The sequence below is a fragment of the Patulibacter ginsengiterrae genome, assembly GCF_056269115.1.
The window spans coordinates 106,673-123,093 of sequence record NZ_JBWDOG010000006.1; the positions used below are offsets into that span (position 1 = coordinate 106,673).

The 16,421-nt window shown below is 72.9% G+C and carries 14 protein-coding genes and 1 pseudogene; 7 read left to right on the top strand and 8 right to left on the bottom strand.

Annotated features, from left to right (window positions below; translation table 11 throughout):
* Positions 1 to 4: 4 nt before the first annotated feature.
* Positions 5 to 1,798, bottom strand: coding sequence for a potassium-transporting ATPase subunit KdpA (gene kdpA, locus ACVUH9_RS10835; RefSeq protein ID WP_475756740.1), 1,794 nt, complete (start codon positions 1,796 to 1,798; stop codon positions 5 to 7).
* Positions 1,799 to 2,091: 293 nt separating this feature from the next.
* On the bottom strand, positions 2,092 to 2,781 hold the full coding sequence (locus ACVUH9_RS10840) for a TetR/AcrR family transcriptional regulator (protein WP_475756742.1): 690 nt from the start codon (positions 2,779 to 2,781) through the stop codon (positions 2,092 to 2,094).
* A 197-nt stretch (positions 2,782 to 2,978) separates the two neighbouring features.
* Between ACVUH9_RS10840 and ACVUH9_RS10845 the strand changes: the two genes are divergently transcribed.
* Positions 2,979 to 4,430: an MFS transporter gene (locus ACVUH9_RS10845; protein WP_475756744.1), complete on the top strand. Its 1,452-nt coding sequence runs from the start codon at positions 2,979 to 2,981 to the stop codon at positions 4,428 to 4,430.
* A gap of 23 nt (positions 4,431 to 4,453) precedes the next feature.
* Here the strand turns inward: ACVUH9_RS10845 and ACVUH9_RS10850 are convergent, their stop codons facing one another.
* Positions 4,454 to 5,203: an HAD-IIA family hydrolase gene (locus ACVUH9_RS10850; RefSeq protein ID WP_475756962.1), complete on the bottom strand. Its 750-nt coding sequence runs from the start codon at positions 5,201 to 5,203 to the stop codon at positions 4,454 to 4,456.
* Positions 5,204 to 5,512: 309 nt separating this feature from the next.
* Between ACVUH9_RS10850 and ACVUH9_RS10855 the strand changes: the two genes are divergently transcribed.
* Both ACVUH9_RS10855 and ACVUH9_RS10860 read left to right on the top strand, forming a co-directional pair.
* A complete protein-coding gene (locus ACVUH9_RS10855; RefSeq protein WP_475756746.1) occupies positions 5,513 to 6,877 on the top strand; it encodes a hemolysin family protein in 1,365 nt (454 codons plus the stop codon).
* Positions 6,874 to 7,920, top strand: a complete 1,047-nt coding sequence (locus tag ACVUH9_RS10860; protein WP_475756748.1) for a hemolysin family protein — start codon at positions 6,874 to 6,876, stop codon at positions 7,918 to 7,920. Before ACVUH9_RS10855 ends, ACVUH9_RS10860 begins: the two co-directional genes overlap by 4 nt.
* 101 nt (positions 7,921 to 8,021) lie before the next feature.
* Here the strand turns inward: ACVUH9_RS10860 and ACVUH9_RS10865 are convergent, their stop codons facing one another.
* The 4 genes from ACVUH9_RS10865 to ACVUH9_RS10880 form a co-directional block, all read right to left on the bottom strand.
* The gene (locus tag ACVUH9_RS10865; protein ID WP_475756750.1) at positions 8,022 to 8,720 is read right to left on the bottom strand and encodes a response regulator transcription factor; all 699 of its coding nucleotides are present in this window, start codon (positions 8,718 to 8,720) and stop codon (positions 8,022 to 8,024) included.
* Entirely contained in the window at positions 8,717 to 10,204 is a 1,488-nt protein-coding gene (locus tag ACVUH9_RS10870; protein WP_475756751.1) for a sensor histidine kinase, read from the bottom strand. The genes ACVUH9_RS10865 and ACVUH9_RS10870 overlap by 4 nt, the downstream gene beginning before the upstream one ends.
* A 101-nt stretch (positions 10,205 to 10,305) precedes the next feature.
* On the bottom strand, positions 10,306 to 11,007 hold the full coding sequence (locus ACVUH9_RS10875) for a TetR/AcrR family transcriptional regulator (protein WP_475756753.1): 702 nt from the start codon (positions 11,005 to 11,007) through the stop codon (positions 10,306 to 10,308).
* A 101-nt stretch (positions 11,008 to 11,108) separates the two neighbouring features.
* Positions 11,109 to 12,581, bottom strand: a complete 1,473-nt coding sequence (locus ACVUH9_RS10880; RefSeq protein ID WP_475756755.1) for an MFS transporter — start codon at positions 12,579 to 12,581, stop codon at positions 11,109 to 11,111.
* A 242-nt stretch (positions 12,582 to 12,823) separates the two neighbouring features.
* Between ACVUH9_RS10880 and ACVUH9_RS10885 the strand changes: the two genes are divergently transcribed.
* From ACVUH9_RS10885 to ACVUH9_RS10900, 4 genes and pseudogenes are all read left to right on the top strand, one after another.
* Positions 12,824 to 13,558 (top strand): metallophosphoesterase family protein, encoded by a 735-nt coding sequence (locus tag ACVUH9_RS10885; protein WP_475756757.1) that lies wholly within the window; start codon positions 12,824 to 12,826, stop codon positions 13,556 to 13,558.
* Entirely contained in the window at positions 13,555 to 14,112 is a 558-nt protein-coding gene (locus ACVUH9_RS10890) for a hypothetical protein (protein WP_475756759.1), read from the top strand. Before ACVUH9_RS10885 ends, ACVUH9_RS10890 begins: the two co-directional genes overlap by 4 nt.
* Positions 14,113 to 14,220: 108 nt before the next feature.
* Complete coding sequence (rpsR, locus tag ACVUH9_RS10895; RefSeq protein WP_475756760.1) at positions 14,221 to 14,559, top strand: 30S ribosomal protein S18; 339 nt, start codon at positions 14,221 to 14,223, stop codon at positions 14,557 to 14,559.
* A 1,259-nt stretch (positions 14,560 to 15,818) separates the two neighbouring features.
* Positions 15,819 to 15,989: pseudogene (locus tag ACVUH9_RS10900) on the top strand (CASTOR/POLLUX-related putative ion channel); the annotation flags it as partial.
* Here the strand turns inward: ACVUH9_RS10900 and ACVUH9_RS10905 are convergent.
* Entirely contained in the window at positions 15,917 to 16,309 is a 393-nt protein-coding gene (locus tag ACVUH9_RS10905; protein WP_475756762.1) for a hypothetical protein, read from the bottom strand. The pseudogene ACVUH9_RS10900 and the gene ACVUH9_RS10905 overlap by 73 nt on opposite strands.
* Positions 16,310 to 16,421 lie beyond the last annotated feature (112 nt).

The window sequence follows — 16,421 nt, forward strand, 5'->3', positions numbered from 1 at the left end:
GGGGCTAGTAGAGGTGCCCGGTCAGGGACTGGACGACGGGGCCGAGCAGCAGCGCGGGGAAGAACGTCAGGGCGCCGATCAGGACGATCACGCCGATCAGCAGGACGACGAACGTCGGGCTGTCGGTGCGCAACGTCCCGGCGCTGAGGCCGTCACCGTTGCCGCGCGCCTGCTTGCGGGCCAGCGAGCCCGCGATCGCCAGCACGATCACGATCGGGAAGAACCGGACGAACAGCATCGAGAGCCCGCCGAGCAGGTCGGCGAAGGTGATCCCGAAGGCGCCGTCGTTGTTCCCGTTGGGCTGGACGAAGCCGGTGTATCCGGCGAACGCCGAGCCGTTGTTGTTGCCCTGCGAGAGGTACGCGTAGAGCGTCTCGGAGAAGCCCTGTGGCCCGCTCGCGAAGTTCGAGACCTTGCCGTAGCTGGTCCCGACCCCGAGCGCGGTCGTGATCAGGACCGTCGCCGGCATGTACAGGGCGCCGAGCATCGCCAGCTTGATCTCGCGCGCCTCGATCTTCTTGCCGTGCAGCTCCGGGGTCCGGCCGACCATCAGGCCGCCGATGAAGACCGCCAGCAGGATGAAGACGAACATCCCGTAGAGGCCCGAGCCGACGCCACCGAAGATGACCTCGCCGGCGCCCATGCCGACCATCGGCACCAACGATCCGAGCCCGGTCAGCGACTCCATCGCGGAGTTGACGCCGCCGGTCGAGGTGACCGTCGTGACCGTGTTGAAGAGCCCGCTGGCGGCGGTCCCGAAGCGCTGCTCCTTGCCCTCGAGGTTGCCGCCGTCGAAGAGCGCGGTGTTGACGCCCGCGGCGTGCTGGGCGGGGGTGCCGGCGTGCTCGGCGAGCGTGATCACGACGACCAGCGCCAGGAACATCGCGGCCATCGCGGCGAAGATCGCCCAACCCTGTCGGCGGCTGCCGACCATCCGGCCGTAGGTCGCCGTCAGCGCCGCCGGGATCGAGAGCACCAGCAGCATCTCGAAGAGGTTGGAGAGCCCGGTCGGGTTCTCGAACGGCATCGCCGAGTTGACGTTGAAGAAGCCGCCACCGTTCGTGCCGAGCATCTTGATCACCTCCTGCGAGGCGACCGGCCCGCGGGCCAGCGTCTGGCTGCCGCCGACGAGCGTCTGCAGGTCGACCGGGCCGCCGAGGGTCTGGAGCACGCCCTGGGTGACCAGGAACAGCGCGCCGACGATCGCGATCGGGAGCAGCACGTAGAGCAGCGCACGGGTCAGGTCGACCCAGAAGTTGCCGAGCGTCGCGGGGCCGTCGTCGCTCGGCGAGCGGCGGGCGGCGATCCCGCGGATGACGGCGATCGCGACCGCGAGGCCGACGGCGGCGGAGACGAAGTTCTGGACCGCCAGCCCGGTCATCTGGGCGACGTAGCTCAGCGTCGTCTCGCCCGCGTAGTACTGCCAGTTGGTGTTGGCGACGAACGACGAGACGGTGTTGAAGGTCACGTCCCAGGGCGCGGCCGAGAGGTCGGTCGGGTTGCCGGGGAGGCTCGCCTGGAGCCGCAGCAGCGCGTAGAGCAGCAGCCACGACCCGAACGAGAACAGCAGCACGCTGCGGGCGTACTGCTTCCAGTCCTGCCCGACGCCGAGCTCGCTGCCCGTCGCGGGGCGCCGTACGCGCATCAGGCGCAGCAGCAGTCGTTCGAACGGCCCGACCACGGGCGACATGAAGGTCCGCTCACCGGCGAAGACCCGCGCCATGTAGCCGCCGAGTAGAGGCGTCACGGCGAGGACGAGGGCGAAGAGCAGGGCGACCTGCAACCAGGAGGCCAGCATCAGAGCTCCTCCCCCCGCAGCAGGGCGTAGAGCAGGTAGGCCGCGACGACGAGCGAGGCGACCAGACCGAAGAGGGCGATGCCGCTCATGCGCGGTCCACCGCCTCGATGAGGAGCAGCATCGTGCCGAAGAAGACGGCGGCGATGCCGAGGGCGAGGAGGTCCATACGACCAGCCTGGGACCGCGCCCGTCAAGTCGGTATGGAGAGATCTCGACCGGCGTCAAGATCGTATGAAGACGCCGGAAGTGCCGCCGTACACTGACGATCCGCGGCCCGGCGGGCCAGCGGGCCCCTACCGCGTGCTGCGGGCGACCAGGCCCGCGACGAAGGTGTCGATCGCGAACGCGAAGCGGACGTCGCCGTCGTCCCGGACCAGCTCCGGGGCGAGCTCGGTCATGTGCGGGAAGCGCCGAGCCGAGAGCCCCCCGACGACCTCGGCGAAGGTCGGTGCTGCTCCCGCCGTGCCCTGCATCCGCTCGTGCTCCTGGACGGCGGCCACCTCGATCGCCCGCACCGTGACCATCGTCGGCAGCACGTCGCAGGCCCAGACCGCTGCTTGCCCGTCGATCCCGCCGGCCCGCAGGGTCCCCAGGATCGCCTCCGTCAGCAGCAGCGCGTTCTCCCCGGTCGGGACGCCGTCCAACGACGCGCGGGCGATTCCGGGGTAGGCCTCGAACGCGGCCAGCAGCCCGCTCAGCAACCCGTTCAGCTGCTCGCGCCAACGCTGCGGATCGGGGGTCTCGAGCGGTACCATCCCGATGACCCGGTCGAGCATCGCGCGGCAGAGCCCCTCGCGGCCCTTGACGTAGACGTAGAGCGAGGCCGGGCCGGTGTCGAGGTCGGTCGCGACCCGCCGCATCGTGACCGCGTCGAGGCCGTCCTGCCGGAGGATCCGGAGTCCGGCGTCGATCACGACGCCCTCGCTCAACGGGGCCTTCGCCGGGCGGTCACGGGTGCTGCGGGAACGGGCTTCGGGGGACACGGCCCCAGCCTAGCGGCTACACGAACATCGTTCGTACCGTACCTTGATCGAAGCGAGCGTCGTTCGTGACAAACGGTGTTCTTCCAGAACGCCGTTCTCCGGCGGTCTCCGGGCCCGTGCACGGTCGTTGCCGTGAGGTCGCCCGGCCCGTTCTCCGCCCACCACCCTTCGTCTCCGCGGCGAGCCCTTCCTGCCCGATGCCCTCCCCCTCCGTCGCCCTCTCCCCCGAGCACCCAGCGGACCCAGCCGCCGACGAACCGCCCTACCGCTGGCGTTGGGCGGTGCTCGCGGTCGTGCTCGTCGCCGATGTCATGGACCTCGTCGACGCGACGATCGTCAACGTCGCCGGCCCGGCGATCCGCGACGACCTCGGTGGCGGTGCCGCCACCCTCCAGTGGCTCGGGGCCGCCTACACCCTCACCTTCGCGATCTTCCTGATCACCGGCGCCCGGCTCGGCGACATCTTCGGGCGCCGGCGTCTGTTCCTGATCGGCGCCAGCGGCTTCCTCTGTTCCTCGCTGGCCTGCGCGCTCGCGCCGACCCCCGAGGTGCTCCTCGCCACCCGCGCCCTCCAGGGCGGCTTCGGAGCGCTCCTGCTCCCCCAGGGCTTCGGCATGCTCAAGGAGGTCTTCGCGCAGGAGGAGATCAGCAAGGTCTTCGGCTTCTTCGGCCCGGTGCTGGGGATCTCGACGATCGCCGGCCCGATCCTCGCCGGGCTGCTGGTCGACGCGGACCTCTTCGGGACCGGCTGGCGGATGGTCTTCCTGATCAACCTGCCGGTCGGCCTGCTCGCCCTGGTCGCCGCGATCAAGGTGCTGCCGCGACGCGATCCGACGCCGGGCATCCGGCTCGACCTCGGCGGCATGCTGCTCGTCGGGCTGGCCGCGGTCTGCGTGATCTACCCGCTGATCGAGGGCCGCCAGCTCGGTTGGCCGGCGTGGAGCTTCGCGATGCTCGCCGCCGGCGTCGCCCTGACCGTCGCCTTCGTCCTCTACGAGCGCCGCCGCGAGCAGTCGCCGCTGATCGAGTTGAGCCTGATGCGCAACCGCTCGTACACCGTCGGGATCGCGACCGCGCTGGGCTTCTTCGCCACCCTCGGCGGGATCACGCTCGTGCTGTCGCTGTTCCTCCAGGTCGGCGAGGGCTTCTCGGCCGCCCGCACCGGGCTCGCCATCGCACCGATGTCGCTCGGGATGGTCGTGGCGATGCTCACCGCGTTCACCCCGATCGGCCGCCTCGGCCGCTCACTGCTGCCGATCGGGATCGCGATCACCGCGCTCGGGATGGTGACCCTGGCCCTGACCGCCGGTGGCGTCGACGCCGGCGACGTCGGCAGCTGGACCCTGACGCCCGGGATCTTCGTCACCGGCCTCGGCGTCGGCTACGTCTTCGGCCAGCTGTTCGACGTGATCCTGTCCGGCGTCGCCGAGCACGAGGTCGGCTCCGCCGCGGGCCTGCTCAACGCCGTGCAACAGCTCGCCGCGGCGCTCGGCGTGGCCGTCGTCGGAACGACCTTCTTCGCCCTGCTCGACGACCACCGCCCCTCGACCGAGGCGCTGGCGACGACCGCCTGGATCTGCCTGATCCCGCTCGCCGTCAGCTTCCTGCTCGCGTTCCGGCTGCCGCCGAAGGCCCGCGAGCAGGAGTAGCCGCTAGGCCGGGACCGCCCGGGCTAGCCGAGCCGCTCGACCAGGTCCGCGACCGAGTCGACGATCCGCGACGGCACGTACGGGAAGCGGGCGGCCGCCTCGCGGGTGGCGACCCCGGTCAGGACGAGGATCGTCTCCAGCCCGGCCTCGAGCCCGGAGACGACGTCCGTGTCCATCCGGTCGCCGATCATCGCCGTCGTCTCGGAGTGGGCGTCGAGCGCGTTCAGGGCCGAGCGCATCATCAGCGGGTTCGGCTTGCCCACGAAGTACGGCTCGACGCCGGTCGCGCGGCTGATCAGGGCCGCGACCGAGCCGGTCGCCGGCATCGGGCCCTCGACCGAGGGCCCGATGTTGTCCGGGTTGGTGGCGATGAACTTGGCGCCGTTGGCGATCAGCCGGATCGCCTGCGTGATCCGCTCGAAGCTGTAGGTGCGGGTCTCCCCCAGCACCACGTAGTCGGGATCGCGGTCGGTCTGGGTGTAGCCGCACTCGTGGAGCGCGGTCGTCAGGCCGGCCTCCCCGATCACGAACGCCGAGCCCTCCGGCCGCTGGTCGGCGAGGAACCGGGCGGTGGCCAGCGCCGAGGTCCAGATCGCCCGCTCGGGCACCTCGAGGCCGCTGGCCCGCAGCCGCGCCGAGAGGTCGCGGCGGGTGTAGATCGAGTTGTTCGTCAGGACCAGGAACGGCAGGCTCAGCTCCGCCAGCCGCGCGAGGAAGCGATCCGCGCCGGGCACCATCCGGTCCTCGTGGACGAGCACCCCGTCCATGTCCATGAGCCAGGAGGAGATCGTCCGATCGTGCACGCTCCGAAGCCTAGTCTGCCCCCGCCCGCAACCACCGCGATCGGGCCGGCGCGCCCGCCATCCGGGGGACCCGCCGTCCACGGCCCGAGGGCCCGCAACACGCGAGGCCGCACGACCCGTACCATTCCCGAGGATGAGCCCCCGTCCTGGCGACGATCCGTCCGACAGTCCCGGGCGTGCCGTTGCGCACGCTGACGACGATCCGCCCCGAGGTGCGGAGCGTGCCCTAGCGCGCGCTTCCCACCCCCACCAGGTCCGCGCCGACGAGAGCGGGGCCCGGTGACCGAGCTGTTGCTGCTGCTGGTCGCGATCGTCCTGGTCGTCGCCTGCGGAGCCTTCGTGGCCGCCGAGTTCTCGCTCCTGACCGTCGACCGACAGACCGTCGACCGACTCGCCGACGACGGCGACCGCCGCGCGCTCGGGGTCAGCAAGGCCCTGCGCACGCTCTCGACCCAGCTCTCCGGCGCCCAGCTGGGGATCACCATCACCAACCTCGCGATCGGCTTCCTCGCCGAGCCCGCGATCGCCCGTCTCGTCGACGGCCCGCTCGCGGAGATCGGCGTCTCCGGCGCGGCCGTCCACGGCGTCGCGGTCGTGATCGCCCTGGTCCTGGCGACCTCCTTCACGATGGTCTTCGGCGAGCTGGTCCCCAAGAACCTGGCGATCGCCCGGCCGATCCAGACCGCCCGCGCCGTCGCCGGCTTCCAGCGCGGGTTCACGCGCACGATGTCCTACCCGCTGCGGCTGCTCAACGGCTCCGCCAACGCGATCCTGCTCCGGATCGGGATCGAGCCCCAGGAGGAGCTGGCGTCCGCGCGCTCGGCCGAGGAGCTCAGCTCGCTCGTGCAGCGCTCGGCCGAGAAGGGCACGCTCGAGACCAACACCGCGACCCTGCTCCAGCGCTCGCTGGCCTTCGGCGAGCGGCGGGCCGACGACGTGATGACCCCGCGTACCCGGGTCCACACGATCGAGGACGACGAGCCGGTCGCCGCCGTCCTGCGGCTCGCCCGCGAGACCGGCCACTCGCGGTTCCCGGTCGAGACCGACGGCTCCGAGGAGATCGCCGGCGTCGTCCACATCCGCCAGGCGGTCGCCGTCCCCTACGAGGAGCGGGACCAGGTGCTCGTCCGCGACGTGATGGTCGACCCGGTCGTCGTGCCCTCGACCCTGGAGCTCGACCCGTTGCTCGGCGTGCTCCGCCAGGGCGGGCTGCAGATGGCCGTGGTCGTCGACGAGTTCGGCGGCGTCGACGGGATCGTCACGCTCGAGGACCTGATCGAGGAGATCGTCGGCGAGGTCCTCGACGAGCACGACGACCGCTCGTCCGAGGCCCACCAGGACCCGGACGGCAGCTGGCTGCTCTCCGCCCTGCTGCGGCCGGACGAGGCCTCCGAGATCGTCGGCGTCGAGATCCCCGAGGACGAGGAGTACGAGACCCTCGGCGGCCTCGTCGCGCTCCACCTCGAGCGGATCCCCGAGGTCGGCGACGCGGTCGAGCTCGACCTGCCGCTCGGCGACGACCCCGAGCACGAGGTCGTGCTGACCGTCGAGCGGATGGACGGCCTGCGGGTCGACGAGCTGCGGATCATCGTCGTCCCGATCGTCCACGACGACTACGACGAGTCCGAGGAGGACGAGCGATGAGCCCCGTCCTCGCGATCCTGCTGGCGATCGTCCTGCTCGCCGCCAACGCCTTCTTCGTCGGGGCCGAGTTCGCCCTGATCTCCGCCCGCCGGACCGTGATCGAGCCCCAGGCCGAGGACGGTTCCTGGCGCGCCCGCGTGACCCTCGGCGCGATGGAGAACATCTCGCTGATGCTGGCCGGCGCCCAGCTCGGGATCACGATCTGCTCGCTCGGACTCGGCTACATCGGCGAGCCCGCCGTCGCCCACCTGATCGAAGGGCCGCTCAACGCGGTCGGGGTCAGCGACGCGCTGCTGCACCCGATCGCGTTCGTGGTCGCGCTGACGGTCGTCGTCTTCCTGCACGTGGTCGTCGGCGAGATGGTGCCCAAGAACATCGCGCTCGCCGGACCGGACCGCTCCGCGCTCGTGCTCGGGCCGCCGCTGGTCCTGGTCGTCCGCGTGCTCCGTCCCGCGATCGCCGGCCTCAACTGGATCGCCAACGTGACGTTGCGGGCGGTCGGGATCCAGCCGAAGGACGAGGTCACCAGCGCCTTCACCCGCGACGAGGTCGCCGGGCTGGTCGAGGAGTCCCACCGCGAGGGGCTGCTGGAGCACGGTGAGGGGCAGCTGCTGCTCGACGCGCTCCAGTTCGAGGACCGCGACGCCCGCTCGGTGCTGCTGCCGCTCGCCGAGCTGGAGACCGTCGACGCGACCGCGACCCCCGAGCGGGTCGAGGCGCTGGCCGGGCGGACCGGCTTCTCGCGGTTCCCCGTCCGGGGGCCCGACGGCCGGCTGACCGGCTACCTGCACCTCAAGGACGTGCTCGACGGCGACGAGGCGATCCGCCGTCGCCCGGTGCCCACGACCGCCTGGCGCCCGCTGCCGACGGTCCGCGAGAACGACCGGCTGCGGACGGTCCTGACCACGATGCAGCGCTCCGGCGCCCACCTGGCCCGGGTCGAGGGCCCGGACGGGACCGTGCTCGGCGTGGTCGCGCTGGAGGACGTGCTCGAGGAGCTGGTCGGCGAGATCCACGACGAGAGCCGCCGCGCCGCCGCCTGACGCCGGGCCGGGGCCAGCCGGCCGTTCTCTTCGAGGTTGACCACCGTATGGGTGGCGAACCTCGAGCAGAAGCGGCGGGCTCGTGCCCCGCCGGCCGCCGCTCAGCCGAGCAGCCGGTAGCCGACCCCGGTCTCCGTCCGGATCAGGCGGCCGCCGCTGCCGTCGGCCGCGACCGGGCCCTCGATCTTGCGGCGGAGGTTGGCGATGTGGGTCCGCAGGGTCGCGGTGTCGTCGGCGTAGGCCGCGCCCCAGACCTCGAGCAGCAGCGCCTGGTGGGTGAGCAGCTTGCCGCGGTGGCGGACGAAGGTCCGCAGCAGCCCGAACTCGGTCCGCGTCAGGTGGATCTCCTGACCGTCGCGGCTGACCCGGTGGCCGGCGACGTCGACCTCGAGGTCGCCGACCCGGATCACCGGCTCGCCGCCGACCGGGGCCGCCCGTCGGACCGCGGCCTGGAGCCGCGCGACCAGCTCGCGCGGGCCGAACGGCTTGGTCACGTAGTCGTCGGCGCCGGCCTCCAGCGCCCGCACCTTCTCGTCCTCGTCGTCGACCGCCGACAGCACCACGATCGGCATCGCCGACCACTCGCGCAGTCCGCGGCAGATGTCGACGCCGCTGCCGTCGGGCAGCATCAGGTCGACGATCGCCGCGTCCGGCCCGTGCAGCGCCGCCAGGTCGAGCGCCTCCTCGACGCCGCCGGCCGCGATCATCTCGAAGCCCGCGTCGCGCAGCAGCACCTTCAGCGCCCGCACGATCTGGCGCTCGTCGTCGACGACCAGGACGGTCTTGCCTCCGGCGCTCATCGCTCCTCCCCCTCCGGGTCCTCGTCGGTCCCACGCGTCGCCCCGGGGCCGGAGTCGGCCGCCGTCGCCTCGTCCGGCGGCAGCTCGAGCACGAACGCCGCCCCCTGGCCGGGATAGCTCTCGACCCGGAGCGTGCCGTCGTTGGCCTCGGCGAAGCCCCGGGCGATCGCCAGCCCCAGCCCGCTGCCGGTCCCGTGGGTACCGCCGGCCGGCGGGTTGCGGTGGAACGGCCGGAAGACCATCGCCTGGGTGGCGTCCGGGACGCCCGGCCCACGGTCGACGATCCGCACCACCGCCCGGCCCCGGCGGCGGGCGACGCGGATCAGCACCCGGTCGCCCTCCGGCCCGCTCCCGCGCCCGTGCAGCAGCGCGTTCTCCAGCAGGTTGACGAGGATCCGCACGACCTGGGCCGGATCCGCGCGCACGCCCGGCGGCGGTTCCTCGACCTCGAGCGTGACCCGTCCGGCCGCGGGGCCGACCGCCTCGAGCGCGTCGCGGACGAGGTCGTCGAGCGGCACCCGATCGGCCCGCGGGCTGGCGGCACCGACCTCCAGCCGCGACATGTCGAGCAGCTTCTCGATCATCGCCGCCAGCCGTTCGGCGCCCTCCTCGATCCCGCCGGCCAGCTCGATCCGCTCGGACTCCTCCAGCGACGGCGAGGCGAGTGCCGCGGCCGCGGCCGAGATCTGGGTCAGCGGGGTCCGCAGGTCATGGCTGACGGTCCGCAGCAGCGTGGTCTTGACCTCGTCGCTGCGGCGCAGGGTCTCGGCCTCGACGCTGGCGGCGGCCAACCGCTCGCGCTCGCTGCCGGCGGCCAGCGCTGCGGCCAGCGCCGGCGCGATCCGCTGCCGCAGGGCACCGTCGATCGCCGGGTCCTCGATCTCCCGCTCGAGCCGGACCGCACCGATCGTGCCGGTCGGGCCGTCGAGCCCGATCGCGGTCTCCGGCGAGGTCCGCCCGAGCGCGCCCTCGCCGAGCACCAGCGTGACCCGGACCCCGACGTAGACGGACAGCAGCCGGGCCGCCTCCGGCAGCGCGTCGTTGACCCGACGCGCGCTCAGGACGGTGCGGGCGAGCTCGCCGACCAGCTCCGTCTCACGGCGCGCGAGCCCGGCCTGGCGGGCCTCGCGCCGGCCGGCCTCGGCGATCCGGGCCGAGACGACCGCGACCACCAGCAGCACCCCGACGGCCGACCAGTGCCGGCTGTCGACCAGCGTGAAGCGGTGGATCGGCGGCAGGTGGAACCAGTTGTAGGCGAGCATCGACGCGACCGCGGTCGCGATCCCGAGCCCGACGCCCCAGCGGGTCGCGACCCACAGCACGGGCAGGACGTAGAGGACCCCGAGCGAGAGCACCGGCACGGAGCCGGCCAGCAGCCCGATCGCCGCGGTCGCCAGGGTGATCCCGAGCGCGGCCGCCAGCACGCCCGCCCACTCGGGGCGACCGGTGGACGTCGCAGCAGGAGGAGCCCCGGACGGTTGCACCGACGCAGCGTACGCCCGTCGCCCGTCGGTGGGCGTGTCCGCGGCCGCCGTGGCGGCGCGGGAGGGTCGATCGGTGCCGGCGGCCGCGCGGGCCCGCGCGATCAGTCGGCGTCGGTCGCCAGCGTGGCGTCGCAGCGCGCCGTCAGCTGCTCGAGCGTCGGCGCCGGGACCGGCAGCGGCGACGCGCCGGCCGGACGCATCCCGTCGAGCACGATCCCGAGGTAGCGGCGCCAGAGGCCCGGCGTGACCTCGCCGGCGGCCCCGCACTGGCCGGTCGCGCCGCCGACGGCGCTCAGCAGGAACGGCACGTCCTCGGCCCGCAGGTCCTCGCGCACGAGGCCCGCCTTCTGGGCCCGCTCGATCAGGGTCTTCAGGTGCCCCATCCGCTCGGCGTTGCGGCGTTGCAGACTCGGCTCGCGGAACAGCTCGGGGCCGACCGACTCGAGGAAGGCGCGGTCCCGCGACTGGATCTCGGCGCAGACAGTCAGCACGTGGACGAGGCCCTCCCAGCCGTCGTCCATCGCCTCGGCCTGGACGATCGCGGCCTGGATGTCGTCGAAGCCCAGCTCGAGCGTGGCCAGCAGCAGCTCGTGCTTGGTCGGGAAGTGGCGGAACAGCGTCCCGGCGCCGACCCCGGCCCGGCGGGCGATCTCGGCCACGCTGGCGTCGGCGCCGACCTCGGCGAAGACGGCGGTCGCCGCCTCCAGCAGCCGCTCGCGGTTCCGCCGCGCGTCGGCCCGCTGGGGGCGCAGGACGTCCGCTGCGCCGGGGGCCTCCGGGAGGCCTTCGACCGTGGTGCTCATGGACGGATGCTAGTCGACCGGTCCACCCGACCCGGGATCGCGGGGGCTCCGGCGGCAGACCGGTCGACGACGCCCGTCGTCGACCGGCCCTGCGCGGCCATTCAGCCCGCCTCGGAGTAGGCCGGCGCCGCGCCCTCGGGAACCGCGTCGGCGTTGACCGCCGGCTCGTCGCGGAGGACCAGCACCGCGGCCGCGATCGCGGCGAGGACGATCCCCGCGGCGATCAGGTACGCCACGTGGAAGCCGGCGTTGAGGGCCTCCAGCTGGCTGGCGCCGTCCGCCAGCTTGCTCGTCGTGCGCTCGGCGGCGAAGGTCGCCAGCACCGACAGCGCGATCGCGCCGCCGACCTGCATCGACGTGTTCACCAGGCCGGACGCGATGCCGGAGTCCTCCGGCGTGGCGCCGGACATCGCCAGGCCCATGATCGAGGGGAAGCTGAGGCCGGCGCCGAGGCCGAGCAGCAGCATCGACGGCAGGACGTTGACGAAGTAGTTGCCGTCGACCGGCGTCTGCGTGAACAGCAGGACCGCGGCCACGATCGACGTCAGTCCGCCGATCAGGACGTTGCGCGGACCGAACCGCTCGGTCAAAGGCTGCGCGAGCCGCGTGGAGACCCCGCCGATCAGGAGGGTCAGCGGCAGGAACGCGAAGCCGATCTCGATCGGGCTGTAGCCGAGGATCTCCCCGGCGTAGCGGGCGCCGAAGAAGAAGACCGAGAACATGCCGGCCAGGACGCCGAGCAGGACGAGGTTGGCGCCGCTCACGTTGCGCGAGCGGAAGATCCGCAGCGGCAGCAGCGGGTGCGCGATCCGCGCCTGGCGAACGACGAAGCCGACCAGCAGGACCGCGGCGACGGCGAACAGCAGCAGCGTCTGGGCCGAGCCCCAGCCCTCGCGCTCGACGCCGACGATCGCGTAGACGCCGACCATCAGGCCGCCGGTCAGCATCAGCGCGCCGGGGACGTCGACCTTGTTCTCCTTGAACCCGAGGCCGGGACGGTCGGGCACCAGCCGCTTGGCCAGGATCACGGTCGCGATCCCGATCGGCAGGTTCACGAAGAAGATCCAGTGCCAGCTGAGCACGTCGGTCAGCACGCCGCCGAGCAGCAGGCCGAGCGAGCCACCGGCGGAGGCGACGAACGAGTAGATGCCGATCGCCTTGCCCTGCGCCCGCGGCTCACGGAACATCGTGATGATCATCCCGAGGATCACGGACGAGCCGAGCGCGCCGCCGACGCCCTGCAGGAAGCGGGCGCCGATCAGCATCTCCTGGCTCTCGGCGAGCCCGCAGAGCAGCGAGGCGAGCGTGAACAGCGACATCCCCCAGAGGAACATCTTGCGCTGACCGATCAGGTCGCCGATCCGGCCGGACAGCATCAGCAGGCCGCCGAACGGGATCAGGTAGGCGTTGAGGACCCAGGTCAGGTTGCTGTCGGAGAACTCGAGGCTCTCCTTCAGCACGGGCAGCGCCGTGTTCACGATCGTGCCGTCGAGCACGATCATCAGCATGCCCAGGCAGAGCACGTAGAGCGCGATCATGTCGCGCCGGTTGTTTGGGGTGGTCTCGGTACTCATACGGGGTCCTCCTGCGGAATCGGGGGCTCGGGACGGGACGGCCGCCGAGCCGGTCGGACGACGCCCGGCGATTAAGCGGAGCAGACGATCCGTTTGGCAACGTAGCACAAGCGGATCGCGCGCTCCGTTTCTAGCCGGGTGAGACGCTTTGACAGCGAACGACCGCCGCGCGACCCGCTGGCGACGGCCGTCCGGTGGCCGTGCGCTTCCCGCGGGACGCCTCCGCGCGCTACGGTGCGCGGGTGCTCGCGCTTCTCTACGACGTGCACGGCAACCTCGCCGCGCTCGACGCCGTGCTCGACGACGCGCGCGCGGCCGGTGCCGACGACTGGCTGATCGGCGGCGACGTCAGCGCCTTCGGCCCGTGGCCGGTCGAGGCGCTCGAGCGGCTCCGCTCGCTGGAGAACGCCCGCTGGATCCGCGGCAACCACGAGCGCTGGATGGTCGAGGCCGACGACGTGCCCCGGATCCCGCTCGCCGTCGACGGCGCCGCAGCAGCCCGCGACGCGCTCGGCCCGGAGACCGTCGCCGAGCTCTACGCGCTGCCGCTCTGGCTGCCGATCCCCGGCGGCGAGGCGTGGCACGGCTCGCCCCGCTCCGACGTGCTCGGCTTCCTGCCCGAGCCCGCACCGGACGAGGCCGAGCTGCTCGACGGACGCACGCCGGACCTGCTCGTCGTCGGCCACACCCACATCCCCGTCGAGCGCGAGCTGCTCCGGCCCGACGGCGGGACCACCGTCGTGGTCAACCCGGGCAGCGTCGGCCTCCCGTTCGACGGCGACCCGCGGGCCGCCTACGGACTCCTCCACGACGACGGCCACGTCGAGCTGCGCCGGGTCGCCTACGACACCGCCGGCACGATCGCCCACCAGCGCGAGCGCTGGGGCGACGCCGCGTGGGCGGCGACCGTCGCCGAGGCCTACTCCAGCGGCCTCCCCTCCCCGCTTCCTCCCCCGTCCCCGGAGTCCCGCCCGTGAGCGATCCGTCCGTCGACCTCGTCGCCACCGTCGGCCCGCTCGACGAGGTCGTCGTCCTGCTCCGCGAGCTGCTGCACGCGTCCGGCGCCAACCGCGCCGTCGCCGTGATCGCCGGCGGCGTCGGCCGCCACGACCTCGTCGAGCCCGCCGTCGTCGACGTCGAGCGGCTGAACCCGATCGAGGTCACGATCGGCGACCGCGTCTTCCACCTCCCGCACGCGATCGAGCTCGGGGAGGACGGGTCGATCCCGACCCCCGTGGTGCCGGCGTTCAAGTCGCTGCCGCCGTTCGACGCCGATCCAGAGTCGGGCGACATCGCCGCGCCACTGGGCGGCGTCGAGCACTACGCGGTGACCACCCAGCAGGCCGCCGCCGCCCTCGACGGCAGCGACGTGCTCCAGCTCCACTGGGACACGACCCGGCCGCAGCTGTCGTTCTCCGTGACCGTCCGGGCCGACGCCAGCGAGCCGGTCGTGCTCGGGATCGGCGAGGAGAGCTTCCCGATGCCGCCCGGCTGGCCCGACGCGGACTCGTCCGCCGCGCTCCGCGCCTAGCGAGCGGCAGCGCCCGCCGGCGACGACGCGGCGCCCCGGGACTCCACGCTCCGGGGCGGGACGGGCGGACAGCGTTCGCCCCAGGTGGTATGCCATTATGGCCTGTCTATGGCTCGACCTTCCAGCAAACCGGCACGTGGCCGGCGTTCTCCTAAGGGTGGCCCGCGGCGCACGCCCAAGCTCACCAAGGAGCAGGTCTCGCAGATCGACCACCTGCACGTCGATGCGCTCCGTGCCCTCGTGACCGAGAAGGGCAAGATCCGCTCGCGTCGCGCGACCGGCCTCAACGCCCGTGACCAGGCCCACGCCGCTCGCGCCGTGAAGCAGGCGCGTGAGCTGGCCCTGCTGCCGTACCCGCACCCGCGCATGATCTCCATGCCCGGTCGCGAGGACCGCGGCGAGGATCGCCCGGAGCGCGGTGGCCGCGGCCGCCGCGACGACCGCTAGAGCGATCGTCCCCCGGGCGGCTCACGCCGCCCCGTAGTACCCCTTCGAGCCCGGATCTTCCGGGCTCGTCGTGTTTCCGCCCTCGGGGCCGCCCGGCCCCCTCGGAGGCCAGCTCGCGACTCCTGCCCTCCTGATCGCCGCGGCGACGCTGCCCGCGGGCGGGCGGGCGGGCGGGCGGGCTCGAGTCCAGACGGCAAACCGGGCGCGTTCGCAGTCGTACGCGCGTCCACCAGAGGGGGAACATCGTTCACCGCAGACCGCGCCGGGCCGTGAGCGTGAGTAGGGTGCCGCGCATGTCGCGCACCGGCCGTCAGACGCGGGAGCGCACGGCCCGCTCCATGAAGCAGGGCCAAGCAACCGATCGGTCGACGCGGTCCGGCCCCGACCGTCGCGGCCGACCAGGGATCCGCGAGCGGGTCCGCTACCACTTCGACGCCAGCATGGCCCGCGGGCCGTCCGCCCTCGTCGGCTGGCTGGCCGTCCTGACCCTGGCGCTGATCGTCGTCTTCAGCGTCCTGGTGCTCGCCACCCGGCTCGCTCCACAGGACGACGACGGGGTCCGCCCCGGAGTCCGCCAGCAGCTCTTCAACAGCCTGATGCACGCGCTCGACCCCGGCACCGTCGCCGGCGACAGCGGCTCGTGGCGGTTCCTGCTGACGATGCTGGCACTGACGATCGCCGGCCTGTTCGTGGTCAGCGCCCTGATCGGCGTGATCGCGACCGGGATCGACGCGCGCCTGATGGAGCTGCGGCGCGGCCGCTCGCGGGTGCTCGAGGAGGACCACACGCTGATCCTCGGCTGGTCCGACGCCGTGATGACGATCCTCCGCGAGCTCTCGATCGCCAACGAGAGCCGCAAGCGCCCCGCGGTCGTGATCCTCGCGCCCAAGGACAAGGTCGAGATGGAGGAGGAGATCCGCGAGCGCGCGGGCGACCTCCGCGGCACCCGCGTGATCTGCCGGACCGGCTCGCCGATCGACGTCGGCGACCTGCGGATCGGCAACCACGAGGGCGCCCGCTCGATCATCGTGCTCGCGCCCGACGGCGAGGAGCCCGACAGCGAGGTGATCAAGACCCTGCTCGCGCTGACCCACGGACCGCGCAGCGAGGACCGGCCGCTCCACGTCGTCGTCGAGATCGAGGACCCCTCGTCGCTCGAGGCCGCCCGGATGGTCGCCGGCACGGGCGTCGTGATCGTCAACAAGCGCGAGACCGTCGCCCGCCTGATCGTGCAGACGTCCCGCCAGTCCGGCGCCGCGATGGTCTACACCGAGCTGTTCGACTTCGACGGTGACGAGGTCTACTTCCACGACGAGCCGCGGCTCGCCTCCGGCAGCTACGGCGAGGCGCTGCTCGGCTACGAGGACTGCTCCGTGATCGGCGTCGCCGAGGCCGACGGGACCGTGACCCTGAACCCGCCGATGGAGACCCCCGTCGACGGCCGCACGCTGGTCGTGATCGCCGAGGACGACTCGAAGCTGACCGGTGCCCGCGCCGCCGCCGGCGTCGCCGACCCGGCCGCGATCCGCGCCCTCCCCCGCCGTCCGGAGCCGCCGTCGCGGATCCTCGTGCTCGGCTGGAACGAGCGCGCGCCGAGCGTCGTCACCGAGCTCGACCAGTACGCCTCGCCCGGGTCGCACCTGACCGTCGTCAGCGAGTTCGGTGCGCCCGAGGTCCAGCCGCTCCGCAACCTCGAGGTCACGACCGCCAGCGGCCGCACGACCGACCGCTCCTGCGGCCGGACGAGCACGACCGGGTCGTGGTCCTCTCCGAGGACTGAGCCGGCCGGCCGCACGGCCCGAGACGGCCGTGTGGCCCAGTCGGTCGTGCAGCCCGAGGCGGTCGCGCGGCCCGAGACGGTC

Bases quoted from the DNA above. Each gene is read 5' to 3' on its own strand.
- kdpA (WP_475756740.1), bottom strand. From the start codon at position 1,798: ATGCTGGCCTCCTGGTTGCAGGTCGCCCTGCTCTTCGCCCTCGTCCTC.
- ACVUH9_RS10880 (WP_475756755.1), bottom strand. From the start codon at position 12,581: ATGAGTACCGAGACCACCCCAAACAACCGGCGCGACATGATCGCGCTC.
- ACVUH9_RS10860 (WP_475756748.1), top strand. From the start codon at position 6,874: ATGAGCCCCGTCCTCGCGATCCTGCTGGCGATCGTCCTGCTCGCCGCC.
- ACVUH9_RS10845 (WP_475756744.1), top strand. From the start codon at position 2,979: ATGCCCTCCCCCTCCGTCGCCCTCTCCCCCGAGCACCCAGCGGACCCA.
- ACVUH9_RS10875 (WP_475756753.1), bottom strand. From the start codon at position 11,007: ATGAGCACCACGGTCGAAGGCCTCCCGGAGGCCCCCGGCGCAGCGGAC.
- ACVUH9_RS10850 (WP_475756962.1), bottom strand. From the start codon at position 5,203: ATGGACATGGACGGGGTGCTCGTCCACGAGGACCGGATGGTGCCCGGC.
- ACVUH9_RS10865 (WP_475756750.1), bottom strand. From the start codon at position 8,720: ATGAGCGCCGGAGGCAAGACCGTCCTGGTCGTCGACGACGAGCGCCAG.
- rpsR (WP_475756760.1), top strand. From the start codon at position 14,221: ATGGCTCGACCTTCCAGCAAACCGGCACGTGGCCGGCGTTCTCCTAAG.